Here is a 13,819-nt window from a genome sequence, read left to right on the forward strand (position 1 = left end):
CCCTCCGGCCCGGGGCAGGTCACTCGGTCACGTTCACCGCCTTGTAGTTCTTCCCCTCCGGCGCCAGGCACACGAACCAGTCGGACGGGGAGCCGTCCACCGGACGGATCAGATCCTCGACGTCCGAGGTGAGGCCCGTGCCCGGGGCGGCTCGCCCGGCCTCGATCGTCGTGCCGTCGTCCCAGGTGCAGGTGACCCGCTCCGCGGTGGTCGCGACCTTGCCGATCACGAGCCGCTGGGACGCCGAGTCCTTGTCGGGTGCTCCGGTCGACAGCGGCATGGAGTACGCCTGGACGTCCGTGCCCGAGAGCGCGTCGCCCTTCTCGACCGCCCCGTCGATCACCGTCGACGGGGCGCCGTCACCCACCATGAGGCGCACGAAGAGCCATCCCTTGCCGACGAGATCCGCGGCCACGCGTGCTCCGGTGGGAGTGACGCCGTACTCGCCCATCTGCGAACGCTGGTACTGCGCCTCCGCGACGTCCTTGGGCGCGCCCCAGACGTCCACGGTGACCGACCACTTCTTGCCGTGGTCCGTGCCCCTGGCCACGGAGCTCCGCTGCGGCTCGAACACGTGCCGCTGGTCGCTCGTGGGCGGCCGGGTGGCGGCGGGGGCAACCTGTCCGCCGTCACCGCCGAACGATCCGGCGAGCGCCAGGGTGCCCGTCGAACCGGCGACCACCAGGGCCGCCGCGGCGGCGACCGCCCAGCGGCGGGCCCTGCGGCGCCGGCCGCCGCGGACGACGGCCTGGTAGGGGGCTATGCCGATCTCGACCTCGTCGGCGGCCTCGGCCAGCAGGAGGGCGATGTCCGTGTGCGTCATGTCGCTGTTCGTCTCCCGGTCCGCGTTCATCACTTCCGCCCTCCGTTGGTCACCAGCTCCGCCAGGCCCGGTATGGCGCGCAGTTTCGCGATCCCCTTGGCCGCGTTGCTCTTCACCGAGCCGACCGAACAGCCCATCGCCTCGGCCACCTGGGTCTCGCTCAGGTCCTCCCAGTACCGCAGGACCACCGCCTCGCGCTGGCGCGGTGGCAGCTCGGCGAGGGCCTTGAGCAGGGCGCCGCGGTCGTCGGCCTGAGCCATCCGGTCACCGCTGTCGGCCAGTTCACGGGTGAGGCCCGAGTCGTCCTTCGGCGCGAGGAACTCCTTGAGGCGTCTGCGGTGCCTGCGGGAATGCGCGTTGATCATCACGCGTCGTACGTAGGCCTCCGGGTCGTCGGCCGAGCCGACCCTGCGCCAGGCAACGAAGACCTGTTCGAGCGTCGTCTGGACCAGGTCCTCCGCGGCGTGCTGCTCCCCCGTCAGGAGAAATGCCGTACGCATCAGCCGCGGCCAGCGGCCGACGACGAAGTGCTGGAACTCCTCGTCCCGAGCCTGTTTCCGATCCCCCATGGGCACCTCCTAGATGTCTTATGGAGTCCACGAGGGCCGGATTCCGTTGCCTCGGGCCCAGGAGATCTTTCGCTCCACGTCCAGGACCCGGCGGACGTCACGTCCAGGACCCGGCAGCCCTGCCGCCTCAGGCCCGGTGGCCCTGCCGCCTCAGACCCGGCGGCCCTGCCGCCTCAGGCCCGGGAGATCTTCCGCGGCAGCCACAGCAGCATCAGCAGCGCCCCGCCCAGCAGCAGGAACCCGCTGGTGCGGAACGCCAGGGCGTACCCGGCGGTGAGCGCCTCGCCCGAGGTGCTGCCGCCCGTGCGGGCCGCCGCGATCGTCGACATGACCGCGAGGCCGAGCGAGCCGCCCATCACGCGGGAGGTGTTGACCAGTCCGGACACCAGTCCGGCATCGCCCGGCGCCGCGCCGGAGGTGGCGAGGGCGGCGAGCGGTGTCGCGGCCAGACCCGCGCCGGCCATCATCAGCAGACCCGGGAACATGATCCCCGTCAGGTACCCGCCGTCCGCCGTCATCGTGGACTGCCAGCCGAAGCCGGCCGCGGCCACCAGCGTGCCGACCACCGCCACGTTGCGTGCGCCGACGACCGGCATGAGGCGCGGCGCCAGCTTCGAGCCGAGGACGACGGCGAGGGAGCTCGGCACCAGGGCGAGCCCGGCGCCGAGCGGCGTGTAGCCGAGCACGTTCTGCGCGTACAGCGTCATGAAGAACCACATGCAGAACATCGCGGAGCCGCACACGAACATGGCCGCGTTCGCCGAGGACACGGACCGCAGGGTGAACAGTTCCAGCGGCATCAGCGGCGCCTTCGTGCGGGCCTCGACGAGGAGGAACAGGCCGATGAGCGCGAGTCCGGCGGCGAGCGGGACGAGGGTCGCGGCGGCCGTCCACCCCTCTGCCTCCGTCTGCACGACGCCGTACGCCACGGTCGCGAGGCCCGCGGTCACCAGCAGCGCGCCCGGCAGGTCCAGACGCCGTCCGTCGCCGGCCCGGCTCTCCAGGAGCCTGAACGCCGCCCCGGCGAGCAGCACCGCGCCGAACGGCACGTTGATGAGGAGCACCCAGCGCCACGACAGGCCGTCCACGAGGAGCCCGCCGACGAGTCCGCCCGCCGCGCCGCCCCCGGCGCCGACCGCCGTCCAGGTCGCTATCGCGCGGGCCCGGGCAGGTCCCTCCGGGACGGTGGACGTCAGGATGGTGAGGGTCGAGGGGGCGAGCACCGCGGCCCCCAGTCCCTGCGCGGCCCGCGCGGTCAGCAGTTGCCAGCCCTCCTGGGCGAGACCGCCGCCGAGCGAGGCCACGGTGAACAGCGCGAGGCCCACCAGGAACATCCGCTTGCGTCCGTACAGGTCACCGGCCCGGCCGCCGAGCAGCATGAACCCGGCGAAGGCGATCGAGTAGGCGTTCACCACCCACTGCAGTCCCGGCGCGGTCAGTCCGAGGTCGGCGCGCATGGAGGGCAGCGCCACGTTGACCACGGACACGTCGAGCACGACGAGGAACTGTCCGGCGCACACGAGTGCGACCACCAGCCAGGTCGGCGGTGCGGTGCGTACGGCTACGGGGGTGTCCTGCGCGGCTCTGAGCATGGGCGTCATGCTCTCAACCGGCCTGCGCCCCTTGCATCGGGATTTCGCCGCACGCGTCCGTAGGCCACGGGACCTAGGACCCGCCCGGCTCTGTGCGACGGCGCCCGCCGCACAGGCCCTCGCCCCGGCGACACCTCGGTGCTCAGTCACACAGGCCCTCGCCTTCCCGGCGACGCCTCCGTGCCCGGTCGCGCAGGCCCTCGCGCCCCGTCGACGTCGTCGAGCTCAGTCCGTGGCGCGCAGCAGCGTCACCACCGCCGCGCCGCCCAGTCCGATGTTGTGGGCGAGTCCGACCCGGGCGCCGGGAACCTGCCGCGGCCCCGCCTCCCCGCGCAACTGCCACACCAGTTCCGCCGCCTGCGCGATGCCGGTGGCGCCGAGCGGATGGCCCTTGGAGATCAGCCCGCCGGAGGGGTTCACCACCCAGCGTCCGCCGTACGTCGTGGCGCCGGACTCGACGAGTTTGCCGGACTCCCCCTCCCCGCACATGCCGAGCGCCTCGTAGGTGAGCAGTTCGTTGATGGAGAAGCAGTCGTGCAGTTCCACCACGTCGACGTCCTCGATGCCGAGCCCGGACCGTTCGTAGACCTGGCGCGCGGCCTCGCGGGACATGGGCTGTCCCACGACGTCGATGCAGGAGCCGGAGGCGAAGGACGCCTCGGTGTCGGTGGTCATCGCCTGCGCCACGAGCTCCACGGCCCGGCCGGCGAGCGCGTGCCGCTCGGCGAACCGTTCGGACACGACGACGGCCGCGGCGGCGCCGTCCGAGGTGGGTGAGCACTGGAGCTTGGTCAGCGGCCGGTGCACGACCCGGGAGGCGAGGATCTCGTCGACGTCGTACACGTCCTGGAACTGCGCGTTGGGGTTGTGCGCGGAGTGCCGGTGGTTCTTGGCGCCGACGGCGGCGAGCTGCGCCTCGGTCGTGCCGTAGGCCGCCATGTGCTCGCGTGCCGCGTCGCCGAAGATCTGCGCGGTGGGCGGGGACATCTCGAAGCCGTGCCGGGCGGCCATGATTCCGTAGTGCCGGGCCACCGGGGAGGTCTTGAAGTCGCCGCCGTCCGCCCCGCCGCCGAGCGCGCCGCGTTTCATCTTCTCGAAGCCGAGCGCGAGGACGCAGTCCGAGACTCCGCCCTCGACGAGCTGCCGTGCCAGCATCAGGGCGCTGGACCCGGTGGCGCAGTTGTTGTTGACGTTGTAGACGGGGACCCCGGTCAGGCCCAGTTCGTAGGCGGCGCGCTGTCCCGCGGTGGAGGGCTGGAAGCAGTACCCGACGGGGACCTGTTCCACGAGCTCGTAGCCGATCCCGGCGTCGGCGAGGGCGGCCGTGCCCGCCTCCCGGGCCATGTCCCAGTACTGCCACTCGCGGGTCTCGGGCTTCTCGAACCTGGTCATGCCGACTCCGGCGACGTACGCCTTCATGCGTTCCTCCTGGGTCCGTGGGGTCGGTCCGTGGGGTCAGTCCCTGGGCAGGCCGAGGATGCGCTCGGCGACGACGTTGAGCTGGACCTGGGTGGTGCCGCCCGCGATGGTCAGGCAGCGGGAGAGCAGGAATCCGTGCAGGGCGCGCTCACCGGCGCCCTCGCTCACCGCGCCGGCCGGGCCGAGGAGTTCGAGTGCCAGCTCGGCGACCTTCTGCTGGTGCGCGGTCTGCACCAGTTTGCGCACGGAGGCGCCGGCTCCGGGGTCGACTCCGGACACCTGCCGCAGGGTGGTGCGCAGTCCGACGCAGGCCAGGGCGTGCGCCTCGGCGAGGAGGGCACCGAGGCGCGCTCCGCCGATCTCGTCGGCGCGGTCGAGGAGTGCCTCCAGGCCGGTGTCGAAGGTCAACTGGTCGGCCATGTGGACGCGTTCGTTGCCGAGGGTGTTGCGGGCGACCCGCCAGCCGTCGTCGACCTCGCCGACGACGGCGTCCGCGGGCAGCAGGACGTCGTCGAAGTGGACCTCGTTGAAGAGGGAGTCCCCGGTGATCTCCTTCAGCGGGCGGATGCCGATGCCGTCGGTGTTCTTCATGTCGACGACGAAGTAGGTGAGCCCTTTGTGCTTGGGGGCCGCCGGGTTCGTGCGGGCGAGGAGGATTCCGTGGTCGGCCCACTGTGCCGCGCTCGTCCACACCTTCTGCCCGTTGACGCGCCAGCGTCCGTCGGGGGTGCGTTCGGCGCGGGTGCGCAGGGCGGCGAGGTCGGAGCCCGCGTCCGGCTCCGAGAAGAGCTGACACCACAGCAGGTCGCCGCGCAGGGTGGGCAGGAGGTAGCGCTCGCGTTGCCGCTCGGTGCCGTAGGCGATGAGGGACGGTACGACCCAGGTGGCGATGCCGAGGTCGCTGACGCGCACGCCCGCCGCGTCCAGTTCCTGCTGCACGGCGAGCTGCCGCACGGGGCCCGCGCCGAGTCCGTACGGCGGGGGCAGGTGCGGGGCGGCGTGGCCGGTGGGGGTGAGCAGTCTGCGGGCGGCGGCCGGGTCGAGCCCGCGGGCGGCGCCGATGGTCTCCCGTGCACTCTCCCGGTACGCGGCCGCCTCGGGCGGCAGTTCCAGGCGCAGTGGGCGCCGGGTGCCGATCCGCGCGATCCGGGCGGCCCGGTCCAGGTGGACGTCGCCGGTCCCGAGCAGCTGCCGCGCCACCACCGCCCGGCGCAGGTACAGGTGGGCGTCGTGTTCCCAGGTGAACCCGATGCCGCCGAGGATCTGGATGCAGTCCTTGGCGCACGAGTAGGCCGCTTCGAGTGCGGCGCCCGCGGCGAGCGAGCAGACCAGGCCGCGCACGGCACCGGGTCCGCGGGCCGCACGGGCCGCGTCCCAGGTGAGGGCCCGCGCCTGTTCGACGCGGACCAGCATGTCGGCGCACAGGTGCTTGACGCCCTGGAAGCGGCCGATGGGCCGGCCGAACTGTTCGCGGACCGTGGCGTGCCGCGTGGCGGTGTCCAGGGCCCAGGCGGCCGTGCCGCAGGCGTCGGCGGCCAGGAGCACTGCGGCGAGGTCGCGGACCCGTGCGGTGTCGACGTCGAGGACGTGCTCGGCGGGGACCCGCACCCCGTCGGCCCGTATCTCGGCGGTGGCCCGTGTCGGATCGGCGCTCTCGTGGGGCCGTACGGCGAGCCGGCCGGCGTCCACGACGAGCCATACGGTGTCGCCCGCCGGTGCTGCCGCGCCCCCGGAGGCCGTCGCGGCCAGGACGAGGAGGTCGGCGTCGGCGCCCGCCAGTACGGGCGGCGCGGTCCCGTCGAGGCGGTACCCGCCGTCGGCCGCCGGTGTGGCGGTCAGCGTGCCCGTGCCGAACGCCACGGCACCGATGCGCTCCCCGGTGCCGAGGGCCCGCACGAGGTCGTCCCGTCCGGTCAGCAGCTCCGAGGCGAGGACGCTCGCCACGTACGGTCCCGGCAGTGCCGCCCGCGCGGTCTCCTCCACGACGACGGCGAGGTCGACGAGGTCCCCGCCGCCGCCGTGCGGCTCGGGCAGGTGGACGGCGAGCAGCCCCTGTCCGGCGATGCCGTCCCAGTAGGACGGTCTGCCGTTGCCCGGGGCGTCGAGGCGTTTGCGTACTTCTTCGGGCGGTACGGCGCGGGCGATCCAGCCGCGTACGGCGTCGGCCAGTTCCCGCTGCTCCGGTGTGACGCCGATGCCCATGCGTGCCTCCCACGGCCCCAGGTGCGCGCCAGACTAGAACACGTTTCATTCTGACGGTAGGTCAGATACCCATGAGAGGGTCAAGGATTCGTTAGTACGCCGAAGCATCGGAATAGTTGCCCAGGCACACCGGCTTTCTCCTACACGTATCCCGCGCGGATCACGCGGTCAGGCAGCTCGCACGGCACGCCCCGACCCCCCGACCCACGCGGAACACCGACTTCCGTGTCCGGCCGAGCCACCCGCACCCGTACGGACACACCGACCCCGGTCCGCGCACCGACGCGGACGACCGCACTTCGTTACGGCCTGGAGGCCCCACGCAATGACGCACACGACGACCGACCAGCCCACGCGGAGGCCGAGCGGCACGACCGTGCCGGTGCTCGCCTTCGCGGGCATCGTTGTCGCGGTGATGCAGACCCTGCTCGTCCCGGTCATCAAGGACCTGCCGACGCTGCTGGACACCTCGCCCAGCAACGCCACCTGGGTCCTGACCTCGACCCTGCTCTCCGGCGCCGTGGCCACCCCGATCATGGGTCGCCTCGGCGACCTCTTCGGCAAGCGGCGCATGCTGCTCACCAGCCTGGCCGTCATGGTGGTCGGCGCCCTGGTCAGCGCCCTGACCAGCACCCTGCTGCCGATGATCGTCGGCCGCACGCTCCAGGGCTTCGCCATGGGCGCGATCCCCCTCGGCATCGGCCTGATGCGCGACATGCTGCCCCGCGAGAAGCTCGGCTCCGCGATGGCGCTGATGAGCTCCTCGATCGGTGTCGGCGGCGGCCTCGCGCTGCCCGCCGCGGCCCTCGTCGCCCAGCACGCCGACTGGCACGCCCTCTTCTACGGCGCCGCCGGACTCGGCGTCCTCTCGATCGCCCTCACCCTCCTCGTCGTACCGGAGTCCCCGATGCGCGCCGAGGGCACCTTCGACGTCCTGGGCGCGCTCGGCCTCTCCGCCGGACTCGTCCTCTTCCTGCTGCCCATCACCAAGGGCAGCGACTGGGGCTGGAGCTCGTCCACCACGCTCGGCCTGTTCGCCGCGTCGGCCGCCGTCCTGGTCCTGTGGGGCGTGATGGAGCTGCGGCTGAAGGCCCCGCTGGTCGACCTGCGCACCACCGCCCGGCCCGCGGTGCTGTTCACCAACCTCGCCTCGATCATGGTCGGTGTCTCCTTCTACGTCGTCTCGCTGGTCCTGCCGCAGCTGCTCCAGCTGCCGAAGTCCACCGGCTACGGCCTCGGCCAGTCGATGGTCGTCGCCGGCCTGTGCGTGGCGCCGCTCGGCCTGACGATGATGTTCACCGCACCCGTGTACGCCCGCCTGTCCGCCAAGTACGGCCCGAAGGTCACGCTGATCATCGGCATGCTGATCATCGGGGTCGGCTACGGCGCGGGCCTCGGCCTGATGAACGCCGCCTGGCAGACCATCGTGATCTCGGTCGTCCTCGGCGCGGGCATCGGTCTCGCGTACTCCTCGCTGCCCGCGCTGATCGTCGGCTCCGTCCCGGCATCGGAGACCGGCGCGGCCAACGGCCTGAACACGCTGATGCGCTCCATCGGCACCTCCGTGTCGAGCGCCGTCATCGGCATGGTGCTGGCCAACACCGCCCACCACGTCGGCCCCGTCGCCGTCCCGACCATGCACGGCTTCCGGGTGTCCTTCGCCATCGCCACCGGCGCCGTGGCGGTCGGCCTGCTCATGGCCCTGTTCCTGCCCGGCCCGCGCCGCGCGACCAAGCCGCAGCTGGTGGCCAGCAGCGAGGAGGACGCCGCGCTGGAGCGGGCGCACGAGCTCCTCGGCGGCTTCCACGGCCGGGTCCTGAACGCCGACGGCGCCCCGGTCGCCCGCGCCAAGGTCACCCTGATCGACCGGCGTGGCCGCCAGGCGGGCGCCACGCTCTCCGCCGAGGACGGCCGCTACGCGCTGGACGTGCCCGCCGAGGGCGCGTACGTCCTGGCCGCCCGTGCCGCGGGCCACGGCCCCCTCGCCTCGTCGGCCACGCACGCGGGCGACGCGCGCCCCGTCGAGGTGGACCTGGCCCTGCCGGGCGAGAGCGTCCCCGCCTAGCGGAACGGCCGGCACTCCCTTCCCGCACACCCCCGCCGCCGTCGCGGCGGGGGTGTGCGGCACCATGGGCGCCGACAGACCCGCACCCCCTGGAGGAACCCATGCCCGCGGCACCCAAGCCGGAGATCCTCGCCGCCTTCGAGGCCGCGAAGGGGTTCATGCCCGTCGGCGAGGGGCTCGCGCTGTACGAGGCAGCCGTCGAGGCCGGGCGGCTCGGGCTGCCCCTCCTGGAGGTCGGCACGTACTGCGGGCGCTCCACGATCCTGCTCGCCGACGCGGCGCGCGAGGCCGGGGTGACCGCGATCACCGTCGACCACCACCGGGGCAGCGAGGAACAGCAGCCGGGCTGGGAGTACCACGACCCGGACACCGTGGACCCCGAGGTGGGGCGGATGGACACGCTGCCCACCTTCCGTCGCACCCTGCACCGGGCCGGTCTGGAGGACCACGTGGTCGCGATGGTGGGCCGCTCCCCGCAGATCGCCGCGTTCTGGCGCACGCCGCTCGGTCTCGTCTTCGTCGACGGCGGCCACACGGACGAGCACGCGAACGGCGACTACGAGGGCTGGGCGCCGCACGTCGCCGAGGGCGGCCTCCTCGTGATCCACGACGTGTTCCCCGACCCGGCCGACGAGTTCACCGGCCAGGCCCCGTACCGCGTGTACCTCAGGGCCCTGGCGTCCGGCGCGTTCACGGAGGTCTCGGCGACCGACTCGCTGCGCGTCCTGCGGCGGACCGGCGCGGGCATCTGAGGCCGCGGCCGCCGCGGGGCGCCCTCGCCACAGCACCGCCGACGGCCCGCGCGGAGTCGACAGCAGCCATGTCCGCCGTGGAGACCGTGGACGGCCGCTAGGGTGGCAGGCGTGTCGTACGTAGGCCCTGACTTCGATCCGCCCCAGCCGCGCCGTCCCCGGCGCGGACCGCTCACCGTCGCACTCGCCGCGCTCGTGCCGGGCGCGCTGGCCGGATGGCTGGTGTGGCAGGCGGTGGGCGACGACTCGGGAGGCGGTTCCGGCAAGGCGGCCGGGGCCTCGACGGCGGCGCCCTCGTCCGCCTCGCCCGAGGCGTCCGCGTCCCCGACGGCCGACGGCAAGGCGAGTTCGCCGGCCGCGTCGTCCCCGGCCGCGAAGCCCTCCACGTCCCGGCCCGCCGCCTCCGGCCCCCTCAAGGGCAAGGTCGTCGTCATCGACCCCGGGCACAACGCGGGCAACTTCCAGCATCCGTCCGAGATCAACCGCAAGGTGAACATCGGCACGAACTGGAAGGAGTGCGACACCACCGGCACCTCCACCAACGCGGGTTACACAGAGGCGAAGTTCACACTCGACGTCGCCCGCCGGATGCGGACGATCCTCGAACAGCAGGGCGCCACCGTGAAGTTCACCCAGGACGGGAACCGCTCCTGGGGCCCCTGTGTCGACGAGCGGGCCCAGATCGGCAACGAGGCGCACGCCGACGCGGCCGTCTCCATCCACGCGGACGGATCGGCGGTCGGCAACCGCGGATTCCATGTGATCCTGCCCGGCTCGGTGCACGCGGGCGCGGCGGACACCCGCCCGATCACCGGCCGCTCCAGCGACCTGGGCGAGCGCATCGCCGGCCTGTTCGTCCGCGAGACGGGCAGCGCGCCCTCCAACTACATCGGTGACGGCACCGGTCTGGTGACGCGTAAGGACCTCGGCGGTCTCAATCTGTCAACGGTTCCCAAGGTGTTCATCGAGTGCGGCAACATGCGCGATAGCAAGGACGCGGCGCTGCTGACCAGCGGCGCGTGGCGGCAGAAGGCGGCGCGTGGGATCTCTGAGGGAATCGTGAGTTTCCTGCGCGGGTAGTGATCGGCGGACGGAACCCGGCGGACACCCAGATCGGACGGGCGATAGTGTCGTCCCTACGATGAGGGGCCACCCCCGCGCTTCACACCGAGGCCCGACGGCGACACCATGACGGCGACACGGTGACAGCGACGCCTCCACCGATGACGAGACGACTGACGAAGGACCTGAAGTGAATATCCGCTCCCTCACTAGAGGCGACGGCGTGGTGATCGGAGCAGCGGTGTTGCTGTTCATCGCGTCGTTCCTCGACATCTACTCCATCGACGGGGCCCCGGACAGCTACGACCTCCCGAACGCCTGGGAGAGCGGGCCGGTGCTCATGGGCGTCGTCCTTGCGGGCATCATCGGCGCCGCGCTCATCGTCGTCTCCCGCGGTCGTCCGCAGCCTTTGAAGGTCGCCGGCCTCGACCTCGGCCAGTTCGGCATCGCCTTCACAGTCTTCGCCGCGTGGACTGCCCTCGGGAACATCTTCGACCCGGTCGGCGGCGTCGACAACGTGGGCAACGGCTCGGACAACGGGGTCGACGCGGGCAGCGGTCTGATCCTCTCCCTGGTCGCCACCCTGGTGCTGGCCGGTGCCGCCATCGCCACCCCCCTCGTCCCCGCCCTCAAGGCGGCCCTCGTCGGCGCCCCGCGTCCGGCCGCGCCGCAGCCGTACGGCGGTCAGCCGCAGGGTGGTTACGGCTACCCGGGCGCCCAGCAGCCGGGACAGCAGCCCTACGGCGGACAGCCGCAGGGCGCGCCGTTCGGCGGCCCGTCGCAGCAGCAGCCCGCGCCGACGCAGCAGCAGCCCGCCTCGGACTTCTCGCCGTTCTGGTTCGCCGTGCCGGTGGCGCGTCCGCTGTTCGGCGAGGACGGTTCGCAGACGCCGATCGCCGAACTGGCGCCGGGCACCTGGTACCTGGCCGTCGAGCAGCGCGGTGCCACCCTGGTGGCGCAGACGCAGGACGGCCGTCGCGGTGTCCTGCAGGACACGTCGGGGATCCAGCGCGGCTGAACCCCGCACCCGTACACCGGACCACGGCCCCTCGCCCTTCACGGCGGGGGGCCGTTGTCGTACAGTCGCAGGCGCGGAACATCTCCTGACGGTTCGTCAGATACTGGGTTCTGGAGGCGACATGCGGCTCGGTCTCGCACTCGGCTACTGGGGACGCGGCCCGTCCGCGGACCATGTGCCGCTCGCCCAGGAGGCCGAGCGGCTCGGCTACCACTCGGTGTGGACCGCCGAGTCCTGGGGCTCCGACGCCTTCACCCCGCTCACCTGGATCGCCGCGCACACCTCCCGCATCCGGCTCGGCACCGCCGTCGCGCAGATGGCGGCCCGCTCCCCCACCACCACCGCGATGCACGCGCTCACCCTCGACCACCTCTCGGGCGGGCGCATGATGCTCGGTCTCGGTCTGTCGGGACCACAGGTCGTCGAGGGCTGGTACGGACGCCCGTTCCCGAAGTCGCCGCTCACCGCCACCCGGGAGTACGTCGACGTCGTCCGCCAGGTGCTCCGCCGCGAAGGGCCCGTCGAGCTGGACGGGCGCTTCCACTCCCACCCCTACCGCGGACCCGACGGGACCGGCCTCGGCAAGGCCCTGAAGCCCATCACGCACCCGCTGCGCGCCGGTCTGCCCGTGCTGCTCGGCGCGGAGGGGCCGAAGAACGTCGCGCAGACCACACGGATCGCGGACGGCTGGCTGCCCCTGTACTGGGCGCCGACGCGCCCCCAGGCGTACGAGGCGGCGCTGGACGGGCTGCGGGACGGCTTCCTCGTCGCCCCCATGGCCCGCGCCCACGTCTGCGACGACATCGCCGAGGGACTGCTGCCCGTCAAGGCGATGCTCGGCTTCTACATCGGCGGGATGGGACACGCGGCCCGCAACTTCCACGCCGACCTGATGGCGCGCATGGGGTACGAGGAGGAGGCGCGCAGGATTCAGCGGCTGTTCCTCGAAGGGCGCCGGCAGGAGGCCGTCATGGCCGTCCCCGACGCCTTCGCGGACGAGATCTCCCTCGTCGGTCCCCGTGAACGCATCGCGGAGCGCCTGGAGTTGTGGCGCAAAGGCCCGGTGACCGACCTGCTCGTCCTGTCGCCGGACCGGCACACGCTCCGGGTGCTCGCGGACCTGAACGCCTGACGGCGCGCGGGACGTCCGGTGGCCGGGCGCGGGGTGCCCGGCCACCGGACGCGGGGGACGGCGGGGCTCAGCCGCCCGTGAGCTGTGAGCCGGACGGGACCTGGTTCTTGACCTCGGCACCCGCGCTCTTTCCGGCGTCCTTCACCTGGTTGATGATGTCGTTGAAGGTGTTCGCGACGGCGTCGGTGGAGTCGCCCTTGCGGAGCTTGGCAGGCAGGTTCTTCAGCGACTCGATGCCCGCGGCGAGCGGGGCGACGGCCTTGGAGAGCGTGGGGTCGCCCTGGGCGTTCTTCAGGGCGGCCTTCAGCCGGTTGTAGGCGAACGCGCCCGCGAGGCCCGCCTTGATCAGGGTGAACTTGCGGCCATGGGCGCCCTTCTTGAACTTGCCCGCCTTCCAGGGCTTGTAGATCCACTGGTAGGTGGCGCCGGCGGCGAGGCCCGCGTTCGCCACGAACCGCGTCTTGGCGAGCTTCTGTTTCTGCGCGGTGGCCGACGGGCTCGACGTCTTGCCGGACGCCGAGGGGCTCGGGGTCTTCGCGGGCGCCGACGGGGTCGCGGTGGCGGCCGCGGGAATCGCGACCCTGGCGCCCTTCGCGTTCGCACCGCTGGTGCACGCGGTGCCGCCCGCGATCAGGGCACAGCTGAGGGTGAGCGCCACGACGAGGCGCCGTATCGGTACAGGCACGGGGTCCTCCGGGGCAGGAGCGATGCTCCCTGGTCCAGTGGTCCTCCCCGGTCATGGGAGAACACGGCTCTCCCCGCCAGCGTCACCCCGCGCGGGACGTTGCGCCACTTGGGCGAATCGGTTCAGGTTTCATACACGATTGCGCGGCAACCCGCAGGACATGTCCCCTCGATATCGCAACGGTTCCAACCAGGCGGGGACGGTCATCGCGATCGTCGCGGACGTGATGGCCGTCATCCTCGGTCTCTGGATCCTCATGTACCTGCTGGACGCCAACCGCGCCAACGATCTGGTGCAGTTCGTCCATGACGTGGCCGGCTGGCTGGCGGGCTGGTCCCGTGACCTGTTCACCTTCGACGAGGCGTGGGCGCGAGTCGTCGCCGGTTACGGCCTGGCGGCCGTCGTGTACCTGTTCATCGGACACGCGATCGCCAACCGCATGCACCGGCACTGACGGCAGGACTCGGCGCGCGACGGCCGACGGACGGCAGCCGCTCCCG

At 72.5% G+C, this 13,819-nt stretch carries 12 protein-coding genes; 6 read left to right on the forward strand and 6 right to left on the reverse strand.

Annotated elements, in window-relative coordinates; translation table 11 throughout:
- Positions 1–19 precede the first annotated feature (19 nt).
- From ACZ4IF_RS01845 to ACZ4IF_RS01865, 5 genes are all read right to left on the reverse strand, one after another.
- Positions 20–853, reverse strand: a complete 834-nt coding sequence (locus ACZ4IF_RS01845; protein WP_467558642.1) for a hypothetical protein — start codon at positions 851–853, stop codon at positions 20–22.
- Positions 853–1,392, reverse strand: coding sequence for a SigE family RNA polymerase sigma factor (locus ACZ4IF_RS01850; RefSeq protein WP_359490830.1), 540 nt, complete (start codon positions 1,390–1,392; stop codon positions 853–855). The genes ACZ4IF_RS01845 and ACZ4IF_RS01850 overlap by 1 nt, the downstream gene beginning before the upstream one ends.
- A 173-nt stretch (positions 1,393–1,565) precedes the next feature.
- Entirely contained in the window at positions 1,566–2,993 is a 1,428-nt protein-coding gene (locus ACZ4IF_RS01855; protein ID WP_467558645.1) for an MFS transporter, read from the reverse strand.
- 216 nt (positions 2,994–3,209) lie between these two features.
- The gene (locus ACZ4IF_RS01860) at positions 3,210–4,403 is read right to left on the reverse strand and encodes a lipid-transfer protein (protein WP_467558647.1); all 1,194 of its coding nucleotides are present in this window, start codon (positions 4,401–4,403) and stop codon (positions 3,210–3,212) included.
- 36 nt (positions 4,404–4,439) lie between these two features.
- Positions 4,440–6,605, reverse strand: coding sequence for an acyl-CoA dehydrogenase (locus ACZ4IF_RS01865; protein ID WP_467558649.1), 2,166 nt, complete (start codon positions 6,603–6,605; stop codon positions 4,440–4,442).
- Positions 6,606–6,930: 325 nt separating this feature from the next.
- Here ACZ4IF_RS01865 and ACZ4IF_RS01870 point away from each other — a divergent pair, with 325 nt between their 5' ends.
- The 5 genes from ACZ4IF_RS01870 (at position 6,931) to ACZ4IF_RS01890 (ending at position 12,634) form a co-directional block, all read left to right on the forward strand.
- Complete coding sequence (locus tag ACZ4IF_RS01870; RefSeq protein WP_467558651.1) at positions 6,931–8,670, forward strand: MFS transporter; 1,740 nt, start codon at positions 6,931–6,933, stop codon at positions 8,668–8,670.
- Positions 8,671–8,771: 101 nt separating this feature from the next.
- Positions 8,772–9,422: a class I SAM-dependent methyltransferase gene (locus ACZ4IF_RS01875; RefSeq protein ID WP_467558653.1), complete on the forward strand. Its 651-nt coding sequence runs from the start codon at positions 8,772–8,774 to the stop codon at positions 9,420–9,422.
- A 111-nt stretch (positions 9,423–9,533) separates the two neighbouring features.
- Positions 9,534–10,502: an N-acetylmuramoyl-L-alanine amidase gene (locus ACZ4IF_RS01880; protein WP_467558655.1), complete on the forward strand. Its 969-nt coding sequence runs from the start codon at positions 9,534–9,536 to the stop codon at positions 10,500–10,502.
- A gap of 172 nt (positions 10,503–10,674) precedes the next feature.
- Positions 10,675–11,502 carry a hypothetical protein gene (locus ACZ4IF_RS01885; RefSeq protein WP_467558657.1) on the forward strand — a complete coding sequence of 276 codons (828 nt, stop codon included), beginning with the start codon at positions 10,675–10,677 and terminating at the stop codon, positions 11,500–11,502.
- Positions 11,503–11,623: 121 nt separating this feature from the next.
- Complete coding sequence (locus ACZ4IF_RS01890) at positions 11,624–12,634, forward strand: LLM class F420-dependent oxidoreductase (protein ID WP_467558659.1); 1,011 nt, start codon at positions 11,624–11,626, stop codon at positions 12,632–12,634.
- 67 nt (positions 12,635–12,701) lie between these two features.
- On the opposite strand, the gene ACZ4IF_RS01895 is transcribed toward ACZ4IF_RS01890, so the two are convergent.
- A complete protein-coding gene (locus ACZ4IF_RS01895) occupies positions 12,702–13,319 on the reverse strand; it encodes a hypothetical protein (protein WP_467558661.1) in 618 nt (205 codons plus the stop codon).
- Between the two features lie 160 nt (positions 13,320–13,479).
- Between ACZ4IF_RS01895 and ACZ4IF_RS01900 the strand changes: the two genes are divergently transcribed.
- Positions 13,480–13,773 (forward strand): hypothetical protein, encoded by a 294-nt coding sequence (locus ACZ4IF_RS01900; protein ID WP_028800859.1) that lies wholly within the window; start codon positions 13,480–13,482, stop codon positions 13,771–13,773.
- The last annotated feature ends 46 nt before the right edge of the window (positions 13,774–13,819 follow it).

The sequence above is a fragment of the Streptomyces sp. NPDC025784 genome, assembly GCF_055558435.1.